The sequence below is a fragment of the Citrobacter sp. wls717 genome, from assembly GCF_005280955.1.
GTDB lineage: Bacteria > Pseudomonadota > Gammaproteobacteria > Enterobacterales > Enterobacteriaceae > Citrobacter > Citrobacter werkmanii.
Genome location: NZ_SZWW01000055.1, coordinates 84,197 through 104,318 on the forward strand (window position 1 = coordinate 84,197; position 20,122 = coordinate 104,318).

18 protein-coding genes are annotated in these 20,122 nt (G+C 53.8%); 5 read left to right on the forward strand and 13 right to left on the reverse strand.

The genetic code is table 11. The features are described from left to right. Positions 1–3: 3 nt before the first annotated feature. From efeO to putP, 3 genes are all read right to left on the reverse strand, one after another. The gene (gene efeO, locus FDX09_RS22855) at positions 4–1,131 is read right to left on the reverse strand and encodes an iron uptake system protein EfeO (RefSeq protein ID WP_121528863.1); all 1,128 of its coding nucleotides are present in this window, start codon (positions 1,129–1,131) and stop codon (positions 4–6) included. A gap of 58 nt (positions 1,132–1,189) precedes the next feature. Next, positions 1,190–2,023 (reverse strand): iron uptake transporter permease EfeU, encoded by an 834-nt coding sequence (gene efeU, locus FDX09_RS22860; protein ID WP_137347912.1) that lies wholly within the window; start codon positions 2,021–2,023, stop codon positions 1,190–1,192. Positions 2,024–2,966: 943 nt separating this feature from the next. Beyond that, positions 2,967–4,475, reverse strand: coding sequence for a sodium/proline symporter PutP (gene putP, locus FDX09_RS22870; protein ID WP_038639556.1), 1,509 nt, complete (start codon positions 4,473–4,475; stop codon positions 2,967–2,969). Between the two features lie 421 nt (positions 4,476–4,896). On the opposite strand from putP, the gene putA reads away from it, so the two are divergent. Then, entirely contained in the window at positions 4,897–8,859 is a 3,963-nt protein-coding gene (gene putA, locus FDX09_RS22875) for a trifunctional transcriptional regulator/proline dehydrogenase/L-glutamate gamma-semialdehyde dehydrogenase (RefSeq protein WP_085048550.1), read from the forward strand. A gap of 58 nt (positions 8,860–8,917) precedes the next feature. Further along, on the forward strand, positions 8,918–9,313 hold the full coding sequence (locus tag FDX09_RS22880) for a lysozyme inhibitor LprI family protein (protein ID WP_085048551.1): 396 nt from the start codon (positions 8,918–8,920) through the stop codon (positions 9,311–9,313). Here FDX09_RS22880 and rutR read toward each other — a convergent pair. The 3 genes from rutR to FDX09_RS22895 form a co-directional block, all read right to left on the reverse strand. Continuing rightward, entirely contained in the window at positions 9,310–9,948 is a 639-nt protein-coding gene (gene rutR / locus FDX09_RS22885; RefSeq protein ID WP_038639547.1) for an HTH-type transcriptional regulator RutR, read from the reverse strand. The two genes, FDX09_RS22880 and rutR, sit on opposite strands and share 4 nt — an antisense overlap. Before the next feature lie 58 nt (positions 9,949–10,006). Then, entirely contained in the window at positions 10,007–10,921 is a 915-nt protein-coding gene (locus FDX09_RS22890; RefSeq protein ID WP_137347913.1) for a DMT family transporter, read from the reverse strand. A gap of 163 nt (positions 10,922–11,084) precedes the next feature. Next, a complete protein-coding gene (locus FDX09_RS22895; RefSeq protein ID WP_003036022.1) occupies positions 11,085–11,258 on the reverse strand; it encodes a general stress protein in 174 nt (57 codons plus the stop codon). A gap of 386 nt (positions 11,259–11,644) precedes the next feature. On the opposite strand from FDX09_RS22895, the gene wrbA reads away from it, so the two are divergent. Continuing rightward, entirely contained in the window at positions 11,645–12,241 is a 597-nt protein-coding gene (gene wrbA / locus FDX09_RS22900; protein ID WP_003036019.1) for an NAD(P)H:quinone oxidoreductase, read from the forward strand. A 20-nt stretch (positions 12,242–12,261) separates the two neighbouring features. Continuing rightward, positions 12,262–12,489: a YccJ family protein gene (locus FDX09_RS22905; RefSeq protein WP_038639537.1), complete on the forward strand. Its 228-nt coding sequence runs from the start codon at positions 12,262–12,264 to the stop codon at positions 12,487–12,489. Positions 12,490–12,527: 38 nt separating this feature from the next. On the opposite strand, the gene agp is transcribed toward FDX09_RS22905, so the two are convergent. The 7 genes from agp to FDX09_RS22940 all read right to left on the reverse strand — a co-directional run bounded on the left by agp (position 12,528) and on the right by FDX09_RS22940 (position 18,931). Beyond that, on the reverse strand, positions 12,528–13,769 hold the full coding sequence (agp, locus tag FDX09_RS22910; protein ID WP_137347914.1) for a bifunctional glucose-1-phosphatase/inositol phosphatase: 1,242 nt from the start codon (positions 13,767–13,769) through the stop codon (positions 12,528–12,530). A gap of 87 nt (positions 13,770–13,856) precedes the next feature. Further along, the gene (locus FDX09_RS22915) at positions 13,857–14,564 is read right to left on the reverse strand and encodes a winged helix-turn-helix domain-containing protein (RefSeq protein WP_137347915.1); all 708 of its coding nucleotides are present in this window, start codon (positions 14,562–14,564) and stop codon (positions 13,857–13,859) included. A gap of 68 nt (positions 14,565–14,632) precedes the next feature. Further along, the gene (locus tag FDX09_RS22920; protein WP_137347916.1) at positions 14,633–15,388 is read right to left on the reverse strand and encodes a sulfite exporter TauE/SafE family protein; all 756 of its coding nucleotides are present in this window, start codon (positions 15,386–15,388) and stop codon (positions 14,633–14,635) included. 135 nt (positions 15,389–15,523) lie between these two features. After that, the gene (locus FDX09_RS22925) at positions 15,524–16,030 is read right to left on the reverse strand and encodes a protein disulfide oxidoreductase (protein ID WP_137347917.1); all 507 of its coding nucleotides are present in this window, start codon (positions 16,028–16,030) and stop codon (positions 15,524–15,526) included. Then, a complete protein-coding gene (locus FDX09_RS22930) occupies positions 16,020–16,643 on the reverse strand; it encodes a DsbA family protein (protein ID WP_085048557.1) in 624 nt (207 codons plus the stop codon). The genes FDX09_RS22925 and FDX09_RS22930 overlap by 11 nt, the downstream gene beginning before the upstream one ends. Next, positions 16,640–18,520 carry a protein-disulfide reductase DsbD domain-containing protein gene (locus FDX09_RS22935; RefSeq protein WP_137347918.1) on the reverse strand — a complete coding sequence of 627 codons (1,881 nt, stop codon included), beginning with the start codon at positions 18,518–18,520 and terminating at the stop codon, positions 16,640–16,642. The genes FDX09_RS22930 and FDX09_RS22935 overlap by 4 nt, the downstream gene beginning before the upstream one ends. A 48-nt stretch (positions 18,521–18,568) precedes the next feature. Next, positions 18,569–18,931 carry a copper resistance protein gene (locus tag FDX09_RS22940; RefSeq protein WP_137347919.1) on the reverse strand — a complete coding sequence of 121 codons (363 nt, stop codon included), beginning with the start codon at positions 18,929–18,931 and terminating at the stop codon, positions 18,569–18,571. A 420-nt stretch (positions 18,932–19,351) separates the two neighbouring features. Between FDX09_RS22940 and dsbA the strand changes: the two genes are divergently transcribed. Further along, on the forward strand, positions 19,352–19,975 hold the full coding sequence (gene dsbA, locus FDX09_RS22945; protein ID WP_110498837.1) for a thiol:disulfide interchange protein DsbA: 624 nt from the start codon (positions 19,352–19,354) through the stop codon (positions 19,973–19,975). Positions 19,976–20,122 lie beyond the last annotated feature (147 nt).

Genomic DNA, 20,122 nt, shown 5'->3' on the forward strand with positions numbered 1-20,122 from the left:
TGCTTAATCCAGACCCAGAACACCGCGTAATTGAGACAAGTCTTCCGCCAGCGTCGTGATTGGCCCTTTCAGCGCATTGCGATCGGCATCGGTCAGTTTGTCATAGGTTTCAAAACCGTCTTTGGTACGGTACTTGCTCAGAATGGTATCGACTTTTTTGAAGTTCGCATCCACCTTCGCTAACAGTTCAGCATTGGATTTTTGTAACTGAGAACGCAGGAGATCGACAATTTTCTGCGCGCCATCAACGTTGGCCTGGAAATCCCACAGATCGGTATGGCTGTAGCGATCTTCTTCCCCACTGATTTTGCTGGCTGCCACTTCTTCGATCAGCCCTGCCGCGCCACCTACCACTTTAGACGGTGGGAAGGCCAGCTCGCTAATACGCGTTTGCAGGTCAAGGACATCGTGGTTTAACTGGTCGGCATACTTGTCCATCCCTTTGGTGGTATTGTCACCGAACAGCGCTTTTTCCAGACGGTGGAAGCCGGTAAATTTCGGATCGGCAGCTTTTTGTTCGTAATCATCTTCCCGCGCATCAATGCTGCCATCGAGATCGGAGAACAGTTCGGCAATCGGTTCAATACGCTCGTAGTGCTGACGCGTTGGCGCATACAAGGATTTTGCTTTTTCCACATCGCCGGCTTTAATCGCATCGGTGAAGGCTTTGGTACCCGCTACCAGTTGCGCGGTTTCTGCCGTCACGTAGGCTTTGTACTCGGTAATCGCGCCGCCCAGACTCAACAGAGCATCACTGTGCGCGGCATCCGCTGTAGCGCTTCCTTTTACGATCAATTTGCCTTTCGGGTTGGTCAACAAACCACAGGTCATATCATATTCGCCAGGCTGCAGGTTGGCCGTCATTTTCTGGCTAAAGCCCGGCGCAATGTTTTCGCGCTCTTCAACCACCATAACGCCTTTGAGGATCTCCCACTCCAGCGCTTTCTGGCTGTGGTTCTGGATGATGAACTGCGTTTTCCCGGCGTTAACCGTGATCGTCATCGGCTCACACTGTTTATCGTTAACCGTGACTTTCACCTGCGGAATATCGGCGGCTTGTGCAGAAAAAACGGATGCAAACAGCGTGGCAATACCCAACTGCAGCGCACTACGGCGAAAATGAAACGTCATAACATGGTCCTTTGAATAAGTATGTTGTAACTAAAAAGTATTCCGCATCGCGTTTTTTTTAAGGTGCGGTACGCGATGCCGTAGTGCCTGAACGCGGCGGTAGCGCAAAAATAATGAATGCCGGAATCAGGTAGATAAACCAGACAGCCACTTCACTCACGCTTGGCGCCTCCTGATAGCCGAAGATTCCTTCCATCAACGTGCCAAACAGCGAGTGCGTCGAAAGTACGCTGCTTATGTCAAACGCCACATCCTGAAAATGATTCCATAACCCGGCTTCGTGGAAGGCGCGGATGGCTCCAGCAGCGAGTCCGGCGGCCACCAGCAAAATGAACAGACTGGTCCACTTGAAGAATGCCCCGAGATTGAGACGAATACCGCCGAGGTAAATCAGGTAACCCAGTACCACCGCGGTGGCCAGCCCCAGCATCGCGCCCAGCGGCGGCCAGATGCCGACATCCTGCTGAAACGCCGCCAGCAGGAAGAACACCGACTCCAGCCCCTCGCGGGCGACGGCAAAAAAGACCATCATCACCAGCGCCCAGCCGTGATGGTTGCCGCGCTGTAACGCGTTATCGACAGCCTGTTCAAGCTGGACTTTGACATTACGTGAAACTTTACGCATCCAGAACACCATCCAGGTGAGGATCACCACGGCAATGACCGCCACGATGCCTTCGAACAGCTCCTGCTCTTTTTGCGGAAATTCCCCGGTGGTTTCGTTGATGAAAATCCCTAACGCCAGGCATAACGCCGCCGCCAGCAGCACACCAATCCACATCACACCAATCCAACGACCACGCTGAGTCCGTTTCAGGTAGCTGGCAATCAGGCTGACAATCAGCGCGGCCTCTAACCCTTCGCGCAACATAATTAGAAATGGAACAAACATGCGAAGAACCCTTAAACGTTATTCTCAGTCAATTGATGCAAAGAAAAGTAAATTACAGTGATAGTGATTATCATTACAGGAAAGAAAAACTCAAGCAGAATGTTTTGAGAATGATGACTGAATGTAAAAGGTTAGGCAGGTAATGGTTATAGCGAGCTTGCAGCGTAGGTAATAAAAGCCCCCCACATGCGTCAATGTCATTAAGTTAACGCCTCTATATCAGAAAGCATCAACCTGTATTCGCGAAGGTAATGAACATGCTATTTCAGGGAAAGGATTCCGTTCACCTCATGTACATCGTTTCTCTGAAACACCGATTCCTGTGAACGTGTAAAGGGCGTTCTCCGCCACGCCCTTTACAATCCCGACTCCCGGCGGGAAAATTGCCGCTCCGCGGTTCCCTCTGCTTATTCCTTCAGGCTACCGGTCCGGGCGCGAGGTAGCGTCCCTGCAAAGCGCGCCCTGAGCCAGCATCCATGCTGGCTCTCCCGGCCTTACGGAAACACGTCGGCAATTTTCAGCCGGACCAGCCCACACCTCACCATCTGCGTTTTTGGTCTGAACAGCAAAACAGATTTAACTGGAAGTCAGAGCATTGAAGCGATGACTCCGGTCCGGCTGAAAATCGATGAGGCGTTGACGGCTGACCGGGTCTGTCCGCAGGGATGCGGACAGAGGGGACGGCCTGCAGGGACACAGGCTCGGCCCCGACCCGACAGGCAGACGGCATAAGACGAATAGCTCGCGCAGCGACGATTTTCCCGCCGGGAGCCTGGGATGCAAGGGAGGCGGCGGTGAGCCTCCCTTGCACGTTCACAGGTATAGCGATATCAGAGAAGCAATGCACATAAGGTGAACGGAAACTAATTCAGGGTAAAACGTTCTCCATACATGCTTAACCGAACGATATTGCGCACGCGGCGGGCCTGAGGACAAAGGTAGATTATTCTGCCTGTAAACGAGACGGCGGCGCGGAGTGATAATGCGCGTCAGCCTCGGCAAAACGTTGCTGCATTGCGGTTGATGGCGCTTTACCCAACAGACTAAAGACGACAATACCGATGCTGCCGAAAATAAAGCCAGGGATGATTTCATACAGACCCAGCCAGGCAAACTGCTTCCAGACGATTACCGTCACCGCGCCGATGATCATCCCTGCCAGCGCGCCGTTGCGGGTCATGCGCGACCACATTACCGAGAACAGAACCACCGGACCAAACGCCGCGCCAAAGCCTGCCCAGGCGTAGCTTACCAGACCCAGTACACGGTTCTCCGGGTTGGCCGCCAGCGCGATGGACACCAGGGCCACAACCAGCACCATGATACGACCAATCCACACCAGCTCTTTCTGGCTGGCATTTTTACGCAGGAACGCTTTGTACAAATCTTCGGTGATTGCGCTGGAACACACCAGCAACTGGCAGCTCAGGGTCGACATCACCGCCGCGAGGATCGCAGACAGCAGAATACCGGCAATCCACGGGTTGAACAGGATTTGCGCCAGTTCAATAAACACACGCTCAGCGTTCTGGTTAACGGCACCTGCCAGCGACGGGTTGTTATTAAAGTAAGCGATACCGAAGAAACCAACGGCTACTGCGCCGCCCAGACACAGGATCATCCAGGTCATGCTAATACGACGTGCATGCACAATACTATGGTGAGAATCTGCCGCCATAAAGCGCGCCAGAATATGCGGCTGGCCAAAGTAGCCCAGGCCCCAACCCATCAGAGAAATGATGGCAACAAAATTCAGCCCTTTGAACATGTCTACGTTCTCAATGCTCTTTTGTTTAATCACTTCCAGCGAATCATCGAATCCACCCACGCCGATAATGACCATGACCGGCGTCAGGATCAGAGCAAAGATCATCAGGCTGGCCTGAACGGTATCAGTCCAGCTTACCGCCAGAAAACCACCGATAAAGGTATAAATGATCGTCGCAGCCGCCCCCGCCCACAGTGCTGTTTCGTAGCTCATGCCAAAGGTGCTTTCAAACAGACGCGCCCCTGCCACAATCCCTGAAGCACAATAGATGGTGAAAAACAGCAGAATAACCAGCGCGGAGATAATCCGCAGAATGCGGCTTTTATCTTCAAAGCGACCGGTAAAGTAATCCGGTAAAGTCAGCGCATTGTTATTGTATTCGGTGTGTACGCGTAAACGTCCGGCCACCAGCTTCCAGTTGATCCATGCGCCCAAAATAAGGCCGATGGCGATCCAGCTTTCTGAAATCCCCGACAGGAAAATCGCGCCTGGCAGCCCCATCAGCAACCAGCCACTCATATCGGATGCGCCAGCGGATAACGCGGTCACGAATGGACCCAGACTGCGTCCACCCAGAATGTAATCGTCAAAGTTTTTGGTTGAACGCCATGCAATAAACCCTATCAATATCATGCCGAAAATATAGACACAGAATGTCACTAACATCGGTGTGCTAATAGCCATCAAAACTCTCCAAAATTATGTATCAGCAATGCCGTGGCTTGCCGTTTTATTACCCTGCCGGAACGTGGCAAAGATATCTATGTTTACCAGGCGACCGTATCCTGCCGGAAGCGATGGTCATTCACAATCGATTTAACACACCATTTACATCAAAATTGATCCAGAGTAGATAGCATTTTTCTGTAGGTTGCACTCTCTCACACTTTTCTTGGTTGCACCTTTGAAAAGTGTTAACTACCGCAGAGAAAAAGATTCCGTAATTTTTATTCGCCCTGTCACGAACACCAACTTTATTAACATTTCATTCATTTTCAAGCTTGCAAACCACGTCACATTTAACACGGTTGCACAAAGTTGCAACATAGTGGATATTTCTCGGTAACTATCAGACCCGTATTTCAGTACAACAGGAGTAAACGGCATGGGAACCACCACGATGGGGGTTAAGCTGGATGACGCCACTCGCGAGCGTATTAAAACAGCCGCATCACGAATCGATCGCACACCGCATTGGCTGATTAAACAAGCCATCTTTAATTATCTTGAAAGACTGGAAAACGACGATGCGCTTCCTGAACTGCCGGCACTGCTGGCAGGCGCGGCGAATGAGGGCGAGGAGTCAACCACGCCGCAGAATGAAACGCATCAGCCTTTCCTGGAATTTGCCGAACAAATTCTGCCGCAGTCCGTTTCCCGTGCGGCAATCACCGCCGCGTACCGCCGCGCCGAAACCGACGCCGTGCCGATGCTGATGGAGCAGGCACGTCTGCCGCAACCCATCGCCGAGCAGGCGCATAAGCTGGCGTACGATCTGGCCGACAAACTGCGTAACCAGAAGACCGCCAGCGGTCGCGCCGGAATGGTACAAGGTTTATTGCAGGAGTTCTCCCTTTCTTCGCAGGAAGGCGTGGCGCTGATGTGTCTGGCGGAAGCCCTGCTGCGTATTCCCGATAAGGCAACCCGCGATGCGTTGATCCGCGACAAAATCAGCAACGGTAACTGGCAGTCGCACATTGGGCGTAGCCCGTCTCTGTTCGTTAACGCGGCGACCTGGGGACTGTTGTTTACCGGTCGTCTGGTTTCTACGCATAACGAAGCCAGCCTCTCCCGCTCGCTCAACCGTATTATCGGCAAGAGCGGCGAACCTTTAGTGCGTAAAGGCGTCGACATGGCGATGCGCCTGATGGGCGAACAGTTCGTCACCGGGGAAACCATCGCCGAAGCGCTGGCTAACGCACGTAAACTGGAAGAAAAAGGTTTCCGCTACTCCTACGACATGCTGGGCGAAGCGGCGCTAACCGCCGCTGATGCTCAGGCTTATCTGGTTTCTTACCAGCAGGCGATCCACGCCATTGGTAAAGCGTCTAATGGACGCGGCATTTATGAAGGGCCCGGTATCTCTATTAAGCTGTCGGCGCTGCACCCGCGCTATAGCCGCGCGCAATATGACCGCGTGATGGATGAACTCTATCCGCGCCTGAAATCGTTGACACTGCTGGCCCGTCAGTACGACATCGGTATTAATATCGACGCCGAAGAGGCTGATCGACTGGAGATCTCCCTCGATCTGTTGGAAAAACTGTGCTTCGAACCCGAACTGGCGGGCTGGAACGGTATCGGCTTTGTTATCCAGGCCTACCAGAAGCGCTGCCCATTTGTTATCGACTATCTGATCGATCTCGCCACCCGCAGTCGCCGCCGCCTGATGATCCGTCTGGTTAAGGGCGCATACTGGGATAGCGAAATCAAACGTGCGCAAATGGACGGTCTGGAAGGCTATCCGGTTTATACCCGTAAGGTGTATACCGACGTTTCCTATCTGGCCTGTGCGAAAAAACTGCTGGCCGTACCGAATCTGATCTACCCGCAGTTCGCCACCCATAACGCCCACACGCTGGCAGCGATTTATCAGTTAGCGGGGCAAAACTATTATCCTGGTCAGTATGAGTTCCAGTGCCTGCACGGTATGGGCGAACCCCTGTACGAGCAGGTTACGGGCAAAGTCGCGGATGGCAAACTGAACCGTCCATGCCGTATTTATGCACCGGTAGGTACACACGAAACCCTGCTGGCGTACCTGGTGCGTCGTCTGCTGGAAAACGGCGCCAACACCTCGTTCGTCAACCGCATTGCTGACACCACTTTGCCGCTGGACGAACTGGTTGCTGATCCGGTCGAAGCTGTGGAAAAACTGGCGCAACAGGAAGGCCAGACAGGTTTACCGCATCCGAAGATTCCCCTGCCGCGCGACCTGTACGGTAAAGGCCGGGAAAACTCAGGCGGACTGGATTTGGCTAACGAACATCGTCTGGCCTCGCTGTCCTCTGCCCTGCTCAATAGCGCGCTGCAAAAATGGCATGCCAAACCGATTCTCGAGCAGCCGGTTGCTGACGGTGAAATGACGCCGGTCGTTAACCCGGCCGAGCCAAAAGACATTGTCGGCTACGTGCGTGAAGCGACTCACAGCGAAGTGGAACAGGCATTACAAAACGCCGTTAATAATGCGCCAATCTGGTTTGCGACGCCGCCACAAGAGCGCGCCGCTATTTTGCATCGCGCTGCCGTTCTGATGGAAGGCCAGATGCAGCAATTAATTGGCATTCTGGTACGCGAAGCGGGTAAAACCTTCAGCAACGCCATTGCAGAAGTGCGCGAAGCGGTAGACTTCTTGCACTATTATGCAGGCCAGGTACGCGATGACTTCGATAATGAAACCCACCGTCCGTTAGGCCCGGTAGTTTGTATCAGCCCGTGGAACTTCCCGCTGGCCATTTTCAGCGGACAGATTGCCGCCGCGCTGGCCGCAGGCAACAGCGTACTGGCAAAACCAGCGGAACAAACCCCGCTGATTGCCGCCCAGGGTATCGCTATTTTACTCGAAGCGGGCGTACCGCCAGGCGTGGTACAACTGCTGCCAGGCCAGGGCGAAACCGTCGGGGCGCAGCTCACTTCCGATGAGCGCGTACGCGGCGTGATGTTTACCGGCTCGACGGAAGTCGCCACGCTGTTGCAACGCAATATTGCGACCCGCCTTGATGCTCAGGGCCGTCCAATCCCACTTATCGCCGAAACCGGTGGCATGAACGCGATGATCGTCGACTCCTCAGCGTTAACGGAACAGGTGGTGGTCGACGTGTTGGCTTCTGCTTTTGACAGTGCCGGACAGCGCTGCTCCGCGCTGCGCGTCCTGTGTCTGCAGGATGATATTGCCGACCACACGCTGAAAATGCTGCGCGGGGCGATGGCGGAATGCCGCATGGGTAATCCGGGTCGCCTGACTACCGATATTGGGCCGGTTATCGATGAAGAAGCCAAAGCCAATATTGAGCGCCATATTCAGGCCATGCGCGCCAAAGGACGTCCGGTATTCCAGGCCGTGCGTGAGAACAGTGACGATGCGCGGGAATGGCAAACCGGTACCTTCATCGCCCCGACGCTTATCGAGCTGGAAAGCTTCGATGAATTACAAAAAGAGGTGTTCGGTCCGGTACTGCATGTCGTGCGTTACACCCGTAACAATCTGGGCAGCCTGATTGAACAAATTAATGCCTCCGGCTATGGCCTGACGCTGGGCGTCCACACCCGTATCGATGAAACCATCGCTCAGGTCACGGGATCTGCACATGTGGGGAACCTGTACGTTAACCGTAATATGGTTGGCGCCGTCGTCGGGGTGCAGCCATTCGGTGGCGAAGGCTTGTCAGGAACCGGACCAAAAGCAGGTGGACCGCTGTACCTGTACCGCCTACTGGCTAACCGCCCGGAGAATGCGCTGGGCATTACGCTTGCCCGTCAGGATGCAGACTACCCTGTCGATGCGCAGCTCAAAGCGGCTCTCGTGCAACCGCTGGAAGCACTCACCGAATGGGCCGCCGATCGTCCGTCGCTGCGTGCGCTTTGCCAGCAGTTTGGTGAACTGGCGCAGGCCGGAACACAACGTCTGCTGCCAGGACCAACCGGCGAGCGCAATACCTGGACACTGTTACCGCGCGAGCGCGTACTGTGTATCGCTGATGACGAGCAGGATGCGCTGGTGCAGGTTGCCGCTGTGACTTCGGTGGGAAGCTTGATCCTGTGGCCGGATGATGCGTTCCATCGTGAACTGGCAAAACGTCTGCCAGTTGCAGTCTCCGGGCGAATTCAGTTTGCCAAAGCGGACAACATCGCCACGCAGCCGTTTGATGCCGTGATTTTCCATGGCGATTCCGATCAGCTTCGCGCGCTGTGTGAAGCGGTGGCGGCCCGTGAAGGAGCGATTGTGTCGGTTCAGGGCTTTGCCCGCGGCGAAAGCAATATCCTGCTTGAAAGGCTGTATATTGAACGCTCCCTGAGCGTCAATACCGCCGCCGCCGGAGGCAACGCCAGCCTGATGACAATCGGCTAAGGTTGTGGTTAATTAAGGCTCCGGTAACGGGGCCTTTTTTATAAAGTCAGAGGGAAACATGAAACGAATTTTACTGACATGTGCAGCGCTGCTGCTGAGCGGCCAGGCGCTGGCAGATGACTGCGCCAACGCGAATAATCAAGCTGAAATGAACACCTGTGCGGCAGAGCAGTTTAAAGCGGCCGACGCCAAACTTAATGAAACGTATCAGAATGCGCTGAAGCGCGCCGCCCCGACCCAGCGCGATTTACTGAAAAAAGCGCAAACTTCGTGGATAACCCTGCGCGATGCAGACTGTGCGTTAATCAGTTCCGGTACCGAAGGCGGAAGCGCCCAGGCGATGATTTCCAGCCAGTGTTTAACGGATAAGACCAACGAGCGCGAAGCGTTTCTCGCCTCGCTTTTACAGTGTGAAGAAGGCGATTTAAGCTGTCCGCTACCGCCTGCCAGCTAACGCACGCGGATCCCTTCGATAATCATCCGCTGTACGCTCTCAACGGTCTGGTTAAAAAAGGCTTCATCACGCAGCGTTGCGCCCGTTACCGCCTCTACCTGTGGGGCAAAGTCTGCATAATGCTGTGTTGAAGCCCAAATCATGAAAATCAGATGGTGCGGATCGACAGGAGCCAGTTTCCCACTGCTGACCCATCCGGCAATCAACGCCGATTTCTCATCAATCAGCGTTTTAAGATCGCCCGTTAATTCAGCCATCAACAATGGCGCGCCCGCCAGCATCTCCATGCAGAATAACCGGGAAGCCTGCGGGTAATCGCGCGACACTTCCAGCTTCAGGCGAATATATTCTTTAATGGCCACCAGCGGCGCAAAGTCTTCGCGAAACGCCTTTAGCGGTGCCAGCCAGATGTCGAGGATTTGCCGTAAAACGGCAATATAGAGCACCTCTTTTGACGGGTAGTAATAGAGCAGATTCGTTTTTGACACCCCCGCCTGCTCTGCTACCTGTTCCAGACGCGTACCGTGGATCCCATATTGGGAGAAGATATTTAATGCCGCGGTTAAAATAGCCTGACGTTTTGCACTGACGGCCTGCGAGCGTTTACCGTTTTTTTTCTCTGCGCGTTGGACCATGCGCCCTCTCCTTCTTGTGAGGGCGTCAGCATACCAAATCACACGGTGAATGGTTAAATTAAAGCGATTCAGGAGGCGCCGCCTGCGGCTGCGCTTTTTTCTTCTTGAACTTCAGTTCGCTGACCAGCACGCCAACAATAATGAATGCCGCGCCTAACAAAGCCAGTAGCGGTAGGCGTTCACCCGCCAGACGACCAAAGATCCCCGCCCACACCGGCTCTCCGGTGTAGATGACCGTCGCCCGCGTCGGCGAAACGCTGCGCTGCGCCCAGTTCATGGTGACCTGAATAATCGCGCTAAAAATTCCTAATCCCAGCGCGACCACCAGCAATCCTGTCGACATCGGCGGTACAGACTCTCCTGCCGGGGCCATGGCAATAAACGCCGCCACAGAAGCGGTTGCCAGTTGCACCACCGTTACCCGACGCACATCTACTTTTCCCGCCCACGCGCTAATCAGAATAATTTCTGCCGCAATCGCCACCGCGCCCGCGAGCGTGATCCACTCACCGTCACCCAGCGCCAGTAAATTTCCCCCCGGCCCGGCAAGAAAAATCAACCCGATAAAGGCCAGTACAATCCCGACACACGGCATCAGGCCAGGCATACGCCCCAGGCACAGCCATTGCAACAGCGGCACCAGCGGTACGTACATCGCGGTAATAAACGCCGATTTACTGCTGGGAATAAACTGCAAGCCCCAGGTTTGCAGGCTATAGCCCAGCGCTATCGCAATGCCGATCGCCACGCCAGCTTTAAACTCCAGCCAGGTCAGCTTATGCAGCGTTCGCCACGACAGAAGCGCAACGGCCAGCGCGGCAGTAGCAAAACGCACACCGACAAAGAAAAAGGGCCCGCTCAGAGTAACGGCATATTGCACCGCCAAAAACGTTCCACCCCAGAACATGGTGATCACAATGAGGATCGCCTCCTGAGGTTTAACCGAAAAGGAATAACGAGAAAGTAAAGACATGAGACACCCGATTAACAGAATGTCATTCAGTCTGCGTTGCGTTTTGTTACAGTTCAACCTTGCTGACAAAAAAAACCGCCGGATGATCCCGGCGGCGGTGGCTTCGTGACGGCTAAGATGAAACACGAGACCGTCACGACATAACTAACAGGCAATGCAATAATTACGATTTATTGTTGCCGTGGCTATTTTTGCCCCCTTTCTTGCCTGCTTCTGAAGCGCGTTGCGGGTCATTCTTGAAGTTGCCCCCGCTGTGCTGGCCACCTTTTCGACCTGCTTCTGATGCTCTTTCGCGGTCTTCCGCAAAGTTACCGGAACCGCCTCGATGGTTTGCCATTACTGACCTCCGTCATTGATTAGACATCATATTGCATAGGTACTGAGGAGTGATACCTCAACGCAGCGTCTGGGCGAGGCCCTTGTTTTCACTGCGTGGAATTAAGCTTAGCGAAGACCGGCCTGTTGACCAGCAAATTGTAATATCCTGCAACAGGATCCGCTGCATGATCAAAATAATAACAAGAAGAAATCAATAAGCCTTTCTTATGACTGCCAAATTTCGCACGGTTAAATATGTATCATTTTGCAACAAAAGAGGATGTTATAAAAATTGTTATAAATCAAAGAAGTGTTTGTGAAATTTGCACTCCTGACAGTACGTCATATCTTTATAGGTAGGTAGCGAATCGCTACGGACACGGTTAACTCGAGGAGTAGTGTAAAATGGCAAAAGTTCTGGTGCTTTATTATTCCATGTACGGACACATTGAAACTATGGCCCATGCAGTTGCAGAAGGCGCGAATAAGGTAGACGGCGCGGAAGTCATCATTAAGCGTGTACCGGAAACCATGCAGCCTGAGATTTTCCTCAAGGCGGGCGGTAAAACACAAAATGCACCAGTCGCCACCCCGCAAGAACTGGCTGATTACGACGCCATCATTTTTGGTACCCCCACACGCTTTGGCAATATGTCCGGCCAGATGCGTACCTTCCTTGACCAGACTGGCGGGCTGTGGGCTTCCGGCGCGCTGTACGGCAAACTCGCCAGCGTATTCAGCTCAACGGGGACCGGCGGCGGTCAGGAACAAACCATTACCTCAACCTGGACGACGCTTGCCCATCATGGGATGGTGATTGTGCCGATCGGCTACGCAGCGCAAGAGCTGTTTGATGTCTCACAGGTTCGCGGCGGTACGCCTTACGGCGCAACCACTATCGCCGGAGGCGATGGATCCCGTCAGCCAAGTCAGGAAGAGTTGTCTATCGCCCGCTATCAGGGTGAATATGTCGCAGGTCTGGCAGTAAAACTCAACGGCTAATCTTCAACAGGAGGATTCGAATGCCAACTCAAGAAGCGAAAGCCCATCACGTCGGTGAATGGGCAAGTCTGCGCAATACATCGCCGGAAATAGCCGAAGCCATTTTTGAAGTCGCGCATTATGACGAGAAACTGGCGGAAAAAATTTGGGAAGAAGGTAGCGATGAGGTGCTCATCAAAGCCTTTGAGAAAACAGACAAAGATTCGCTCTTTTGGGGTGAACAGACTATCGAACGCAAAAACGTCTAGCGCTCTGACTCCCCCGCTCGCACGGGGGAGTTTTTCTTTTACTTCGCCGCCTCATTCAACACGCTATCGAACTTATCGATTGGGCAGAAGCCGTTCGCATCTACCGGACACCCTTTCAGCTCCAGCGTCACACGCTGCGCCGGGGATTTCAGCGTCAGGACATCCGCATTACGCAACTGCTGCGAGCTTTGATAGACATATTCGATTTTCATCAGATCACGATTCGCCTTGCTGTCATGCCAGCGCTGGAAGACAATCTTCCCGCCGATCGGCGTACGCTCGTTCTGGTCGTGAAGCTGATACGGTTTGAAATCCAGCGCGGTAAGCAGCGAAGCAATGTTTGAGTCATGCCCCACCAGCACGGTTATTTTCGGTGCTTTCATGCGTTCGGTGACCAGCGCATTATCAATATATTTCACCAGCGGTTTGGCGACGTTCTGCGCCACTTCCGGCGAGGTGAACAGGCTGTCCTGATAGCCATTTTTCAGCTTCGACAGCACCTTCCACTGTTGATCGGACTTAATTTCCCCCCAGGCGACCTGGTCCATCGGGAATCCTTCGTAATATTGCAGCGTGAAAGCATCGACCAGCGAGTTCCCCACCTTTAATGGTCCTGACACCCCCGGCTCCTGCTGGTATTTGGCGCTAAACGTATCTTTGGCGTCGCTCAGGGAAAACTGCTGTTTTTCTTTGCAGGATGGCGAGTCTTTGTAGTCTGTCATTTGCTCAAGCAATTGATAGCTGTCGCTGAGCTGCATTTTGCTGCGCTCTTTTTCCATCGCCTGGACAGCCTGCTGGCTGAAGGCGGCAGAATCATCGGTGATCACCGGGTTAAAGGTGGGATCCATAGTGCCCATTTTTTCCTGATGATGAACTGGAACATCGCACCCCGGGAATGCGCCGGTGACAAAGAACTGCGCCGTAGCAACCGTACGCTGTAGGCTATTCGCATAGGTATAGACCGTGTCCGGAGCCGGACATTCGCCCGTTTTTACCATCCCTTGCTCTGCCAGCCACTCACGCATGTAGTGACCCATATAGACTTCCAGCACGCCGCCTTTGGTGGTGAGTTGCCCGCCAGGAACATCCCATTCCGGCCATTGTTTAGGCGTGGACTGCTCAAGAACGCTGCCGTTATTGGCTAAAGGTGCACGTAAGTTATGCCGACTCATCATCAATACTTGCTGAAGCTGGTAGCCTTCCGGCGCGGTCTGCGCGTACGCGGCGCCTGACACTAATACAGCCCCTGCCACGGCTGCGGCGATTAACGATTTATTCATCCCTACGACCTCTTGTTGTTATCAATCACAACAGAGTGTGACAGAAACAGGACATTTTTCCGGGAACGCTTTCGCAAAACAGGGCATCTACCGTGTTGTTTTAATACCGAACTCGCTATTGAGTTTGCGGATCCCTGGTGGGGTAAAGGTGACATGGCGACTACCGGTCTGCGTTTTAATCCACTTTTGTTCGGTAAACCAACGTAGCAGCGTTGCGCCAAGCACGCCGCCAGGATGGTAACGTCGCTCACTCCAGTCCAGACAACCGCAGGCTAATTTCCGCCGTGACGAACCGGTAAAGAGGACGATCCCCATTTCCGTCAGTTTTTCCTGCCCAAGTTCAGTTAGCGTTTCACCATCCGGCGTTAACCACTGACGGGAAACGAACGTATCAAACAGTCTCACCGCCACTTCTCCGGCGAGATGGTCGTAGCAGGTGCGGGCATGCCGCAAACTTAGGGGCGTGGTGATTTTTCGAGGGGGAGATGTCGCCCACGCCACCCCCATCAGTCGTTCCAGCAGTTCAGCAATCTCCGCGCTTGCGAGGCGAAAATAACGATGCCTTCCCTGAGCGAGCGCCACCACAAAATGTTGTTCGCACAAACGCGCCAGATGCGCGCTGGCAGTCGAAGCAGACACATCCGCTACGGCGCTAAGTTCGGTCGCGGTCCAGGCGCGGCCATCCATCAGCGCACACAGCATACGCGAGCGCGATTTATCGGCCATGACTGCCGCAGTGAGCGCCATGCGCGACTCCAGCTCGCCCTCTTCTTCCTTTAACATTACGGATGCCATAGTGACCTCGTTGGCGCTAAATATCTGAATTAACGATGCCATGAAAACGCGCTAAAGTCACCGAAGGGTCACACCGCACGCACCATCATCTCCACACCCAGTCCAAGCAAACACAACAGAAAACAGCGTTTAAACACCAGCGGAGATATAACCCGTCGCACACGAGTCCCCATCCACTGACCAATCAGCGCAGGCACAATGGCCAACGCCGATAAGCTCAGCGACTGTGCGGGCAGCGCATTGTGCCACCACAGTCCGAGCGCCAGCGCCAGCGTTGAAAATGTGAAAGAGATCCCCAGCGCCTGCACCAGTTCATCTTTCTCAAAACCCAGGGATTGGATCCAGGGCACCGCAGGCATCACAAATACGCCGGTTCCGCCGGTCAGCAAGCCGGTAACGAATCCAACAACAAGGGAGTATGGTTTTTCACGGTGCGCGGCCACCGCGATCGTCTTACCCGCCAACGTCCAGATGGCGTAAGCCACCAGCGCTACGCCGAGCGCAAACTGGGTACGGGCCGTGTCGCCGCCGGTAATCCAGGCGCTGGCAAGCAGGGTCGCCACCACTACCGTCAACAGCATTGGCCACAGCCGTTTGAGCAATCTGCGTGTATTACCGCCGCCGCCAAACTGGAACAAATTACTTATAAGCGAGGGTAAGAGCAGCATTGCCGCCGCGGCAACCGGCGAAATAAGCGATCCGAGGATCCCCATCGCCACGGTGGGTAACCCCATACCGGTGACCCCTTTCACCATGCCGGCGAGGACAAATGTGGCGGCAATCATCATTACCAGAGAAGGTCCAAACGCTACAGAACTCGTCATGTTGCACTTTCCTGCAAAGAGAAGGTGACCTATTCTGAACACCAATCACCCTGCTTGCTTCGCCAGACAACGAAATATGTCCTCCCGTTTTAGCGGCGGCAGCATAAAAAATGCCGGGTTTCCCCGGCACGAATATCAGAACGTTTTCGCCCTCCACAACCGAAGCTTCATGCCCCAGTAACTGGTCCAGCCGCTGGTTGTAGACACCACCCGGCCTTGCGACATTACCACCAGCGTGGGCGTGACGCTGATTGCCCAACTGCGGGAAATTGCCCCGTTTGCATCATTGATGACCGGAAAGTCCACGCCTTTTCGCGACAGCCAGCGGGATACCTCGGCTTCATTGCCGGAGCGTAGCGCAATGGTCATCACGTTTTCCCCTTGCGAACGTAGCCTGGCGACTTCCGGCGTCGTGAAGCGACACACGCCGCACCAGCTGGCCCAGAAATAGAGCAATACTGGCTCGTGTTGACTCAGCGCCGCCAGCGTGACGGTTTCACCATCCAGCGTTTGTAAAGGTGTGCTGTCAAAAGAGGCAGGGAGCTGCGGGGCACGCCAGGCATCCATCAGCAGCATCACACCGGCCAACAACGCCAGTAAGATCAGCCCTTCGCGCAGCCAGCGGCGCAGTTTACTGACCATTGGCTGCCGCCAGTTTTTCTTTTACGACTTCCTCAAGCGTTTCCCATGGTACTGCGCCCGGAATGAGTTCATCGCCAATAATCGTTGCAGGAGTACCTTGCACCCCGACCAGTCGCGCCAGTTGCAGATTCGTACTCAGGGTTTCAGCGCTTTGCGCGTCCAGCGTCACCGGATTGGCACCCGCTTTTTCCTGGGCCTGCTTGATACTCACGTCAGTATGATAGCCCTTCTTCTGCATCAGCTTTTCATGCAGCGCCAGAAACTGCTGCGGATGCTGATGCCAGGTAGTCAGCACGGTCCGCGCCGCCAGTTCCGAACTTTTCCCTTTAAATGGCAGCGGTTTAATGACCACCGCCACGTCAGGGTATTTCTGCACAATTTTCTCCAGCATCGGATCGAGCTGTTTGCAGTATGGACAGTTGTAATCGGTAAAGTTTATCAGCGTCAGTTTCGCCTGCTTTGCACCAATTCGTGGACTGTTAGGATCGTTAAACAGGGCTTCCTGAATAAGCGCTTCGATTTGTTTTTCCTGCTCCGGGGTAAATGGCGCAGGCTCTTTCGCCACGCTGACGGCGGAAAACAGGCTTAACAACAGAACAATCATCATCTTCATGGGGTGACTCCTTTAGCATCATTCAACATTTGCAGTACCGCATCGCGGGTTAACAACGTTGGCAACGCCTGACCTTCCGGCAGACCGGGGCCATAAATTTGGTTATACGGCACAGCAACCTGGCCGCGTTTTTTCAAAAATTCGGTGATGGCTTCAGAAGGGAGCGTCCAGTCGCCGCGCAGCGCCACAACATCCGGCTGCTGCAGCGCGGCCTGGACGTCATCTTTATGCAAGACGTTGTATTTATTTACCTTACAGGTAATACACCAGTCCGCCGTGACGTCAATAAACACACGCTTGTGTTGCGCCAGCGCCTCTTCAATCGCCTGCTCGCTAAGCGGTTGCCAGTTCACGCTCTCTTTAGCGCTACTTTGCCCTGCCAGCCCTAAATGCGGGAGCAGCAATGTCGCAAGCCAGATAGCCGAACCCAGCATCATCACGCCAAGCAAACGCCGCAGGATATTCATCCAGCGCCCCGGTCGCGGCAGGCGCAGCGCCAGACCGGGACGCAGGGCCACCAGCAGCCACGGCAGGCTCATCCCCAGACCTAGCGCGATAAACAGTCCCCACAGCGTCGGCAATGAGGCCGTCAGCGCCACCGCCACAGCCGTGCCCAGAAACGGGGCGCTGCATGGCGTGGCGAGCAGGGTCGCAAATGCGCCTTGCCAGAAATGTCCCGCCAGGCCGTTGCCGCCATGAGTCGCCAGCGTGGTGGTCATCGCTGAAGGCAAGCGGAACTCAAACCACCCGAACAGGCTGGCGCTGAACGTCAGCATCACCAGTACCATGACACCGATGAACCACGGATTCTGGAACTGGATCCCCCAGCCAAGCGCCTGATTGGTTAACCGCAGTACCGTCATCAATAGCGCCAGCGCCATAAAGGAGACCAGTATTCCGGCTACCGATGCGAGGAATTGACGGCGAATCTGGCGGCGGCTTTTTTCCTCAACCAGTAAAATCGAACCCAGCTTCATACCCAGCACCGGTAACACGCAGGGCATCAGGTTGAGAATCAACCCGCCCAGTAACGCCATTAGCGCCACCTGCCACAGCGGAAGCGAAGCGTTATCGATGGCTGGCGCTTCGCCAATCGCAAGACGGCTTTCCTGCGCCACGCCATTATCAGCCAAAACCAGCGTGACCGACTTACCGCGCAGATCCGGCGCGCCTTCCCCCCAGCCATCATGTACAGGTACCGTGGCGCGTAGCGTTTCCCCGTCAACCTGGATTTGCGGCATACCAAAATCCGCATCATCTACGGCATCCAGATACAGCCCTGGTGCAGTCCAGCCTCCGGCGCGCTGCGCCTCAACGACCAGTTCTCCAGCACGCGCCCCGGCATGAAGAGAATCAGTCAGGCCACTGGCGAGCGGGATCTGCCCCATCGCCTGAGCATAGTCATGCGCAAAAGTCGGATCCTCGGCGGTGGGCGTCACGGAAAAAGGAAAATCCGTCAACAGGCAAACGTTGCTACAGGTAGATAGTGTCAACACGCCGCTAAGCGTGGCGGGCGATCTGCCGCGCACCATCATCGGGAACGTCACCCGATCGTGATACCCCTGGGTGGTGATATTGGCGACCTCAAAACGCGCAGGGGTTGGCCAGAACCAGTCGACCGTCGGCATTTCGCCCTTCCAGGCGATAGACGGCGCAACGCCCCCCTCCCCCGGCGAACGCCAGTAGGTTTTCCAGCCATCTTCCAGTTTAACATCCAGCAGCAGACGGGTTTCACCGGCGGCTGAGGTATCGGCGCGTAATCGCACGCTGGCGTGATCGTTATCGGGTGAACGTAGCCAGCCGGGGTCAGCCGCCCAGGATACGGGCAGCCAGAGTAATAACAGACAGAGCAGCGCCTGCCTGAAAACAGTCATCATAGTTTTTCTCCGTGAATAATTATCTAACAGTCAGCAACGGCTGTTCTGTCATTCACGGAAGACGCAAAATCGGAGATGTACCCTGAGAGTGGGCGGCGAGATGGCTCGCAGTGGGAAAAAAGGTAAACGAAACGCCCGCACTGGCGCCAGTAGCGACAGCAGCAGACACAGCGCCAGAATAATGCCCTCAAACAGTACCGGCGGCGCAGCCAGTAACGACTTCGCGCTCAGTTCACAAGGGGTAACCGGGGCAGCCTCATCAGGTTGCGCTTGTTCGCTTGTGACAACGCTGGTGGCAACGGTGTTCATCTGCAACGCGTGCAGGCCCGCCATGCGTTGCGCGGTGCAAACCATCACCACAACACATGCCAGACAGAGGAACCACCATCCCAGCCGTTGACGTTTCGCCATTCTACCCTCACTGATTGATGCGGGTTATCTTAACCACTCGCCAGGTTTTAGCAACCTTTGCGCTGTAAAGTTATGTCCTGTTATTTGAAGGTCATACACGCCCTCGCGCAATAAAAACGCTATATGTGAAATGATTATTCATCATATTTTCAGCATTCCTTATTACAATATAACATTGCGGATTAAATACCCCCTTAAAATGTTACGCCAGTTATTATTCATTATTTATAAAGGGTACCCGATAATATTTAACACCAGCACAAAAAAGACACGTCGAATGTACTGCCATGTATTGATGCGTAAATGAAAGTAAGGGTCAGCACATTTTCAATGTGAGTATCGTATTATAGCGTAACGTAATGGACATCCGTTCATTTCAAGAACAACATGTTTAATAAATGTTATTTAGAGTATATGGAAATGAAAAAATATTTATTACCCCTGATTGGATTACTTTTCACAGTCAGCGCTCAGGCAGCAACATTTACCGACGGCAAAGAATTTATCTCACTGGAAAAACCCGTCGCTACTGCACCAGCAGCGCTGAAGTTTTTCTCGTTTTACTGCCCTTCATGCTATCAATATGATGAAGTGTTTAAAGTGACTGATAACGTAAAAAAAGTTCTGCCTGCTGATGTCAAACTCACCGAGTATCACGTCGATTTTTTAGGCCCTTTGGGGCAAGACATGACGCATGCCTGGTCAGTCGCCATTCTCCTGAACGTGGAGGACAAAGTGAAACCATTGCTTTTTGATGCCGTGCAGAAAAAACAAACGATTAAGACAGCAGACGATATTCGTAACGTATTTATCAACGCCGGCGTTAGCGCCAGCGATTATGATGCTGCGTGGAATAGCTTTGCCGTGAAATCACTCACCGCCAAACAACAGGAAATGGCTAAAGCGGTGGATTTAAAAGGTGTACCTGCCATTTTTATTAACGGTAAATATATGATCAATCCGAAGGGACTGAAGTCAGATGACCTTAATTCTTTCGTACAGAACTATGCAGACACGGTCCGCTTCCTGATGACCAAATCCTGATATTTCGCTAATCCGACTATTCGCACCACACAACAGACGCCACAACCTTGCAACGCGCTGTTGGTGGTGCGACGCCAGCATCGTTTATACCGATATCCTTTCTTCCCGGTTGGCATTCGCCGTTATCAGGATTACCCTAAACTTAGC

Coding starts and splice junctions, on each gene's coding strand:
- FDX09_RS22890 (WP_137347913.1), bottom strand. CDS start 10,921: ATGTCTTTACTTTCTCGTTATTCCTTTTCGGTTAAACCTCAGGAGGCG.
- FDX09_RS22935 (WP_137347918.1), bottom strand. CDS start 18,520: ATGATGACTGTTTTCAGGCAGGCGCTGCTCTGTCTGTTATTACTCTGG.
- efeU (WP_137347912.1), bottom strand. CDS start 2,023: ATGTTTGTTCCATTTCTAATTATGTTGCGCGAAGGGTTAGAGGCCGCG.
- FDX09_RS22915 (WP_137347915.1), bottom strand. CDS start 14,564: ATGGCATCCGTAATGTTAAAGGAAGAAGAGGGCGAGCTGGAGTCGCGC.
- efeO (WP_121528863.1), bottom strand. CDS start 1,131: ATGACGTTTCATTTTCGCCGTAGTGCGCTGCAGTTGGGTATTGCCACG.
- FDX09_RS22940 (WP_137347919.1), bottom strand. CDS start 18,931: ATGGCGAAACGTCAACGGCTGGGATGGTGGTTCCTCTGTCTGGCATGT.
- FDX09_RS22925 (WP_137347917.1), bottom strand. CDS start 16,030: ATGGTCAGTAAACTGCGCCGCTGGCTGCGCGAAGGGCTGATCTTACTG.
- agp (WP_137347914.1), bottom strand. CDS start 13,769: ATGAATAAATCGTTAATCGCCGCAGCCGTGGCAGGGGCTGTATTAGTG.
- dsbA (WP_110498837.1), top strand. CDS start 19,352: ATGAAAAAATATTTATTACCCCTGATTGGATTACTTTTCACAGTCAGC.
- FDX09_RS22905 (WP_038639537.1), top strand. CDS start 12,262: ATGCCAACTCAAGAAGCGAAAGCCCATCACGTCGGTGAATGGGCAAGT.
- rutR (WP_038639547.1), bottom strand. CDS start 9,948: ATGGTCCAACGCGCAGAGAAAAAAAACGGTAAACGCTCGCAGGCCGTC.
- wrbA (WP_003036019.1), top strand. CDS start 11,645: ATGGCAAAAGTTCTGGTGCTTTATTATTCCATGTACGGACACATTGAA.
- FDX09_RS22895 (WP_003036022.1), bottom strand. CDS start 11,258: ATGGCAAACCATCGAGGCGGTTCCGGTAACTTTGCGGAAGACCGCGAA.
- FDX09_RS22920 (WP_137347916.1), bottom strand. CDS start 15,388: ATGACGAGTTCTGTAGCGTTTGGACCTTCTCTGGTAATGATGATTGCC.
- FDX09_RS22880 (WP_085048551.1), top strand. CDS start 8,918: ATGAAACGAATTTTACTGACATGTGCAGCGCTGCTGCTGAGCGGCCAG.
- putP (WP_038639556.1), bottom strand. CDS start 4,475: ATGGCTATTAGCACACCGATGTTAGTGACATTCTGTGTCTATATTTTC.
- FDX09_RS22930 (WP_085048557.1), bottom strand. CDS start 16,643: ATGAAGATGATGATTGTTCTGTTGTTAAGCCTGTTTTCCGCCGTCAGC.
- putA (WP_085048550.1), top strand. CDS start 4,897: ATGGGAACCACCACGATGGGGGTTAAGCTGGATGACGCCACTCGCGAG.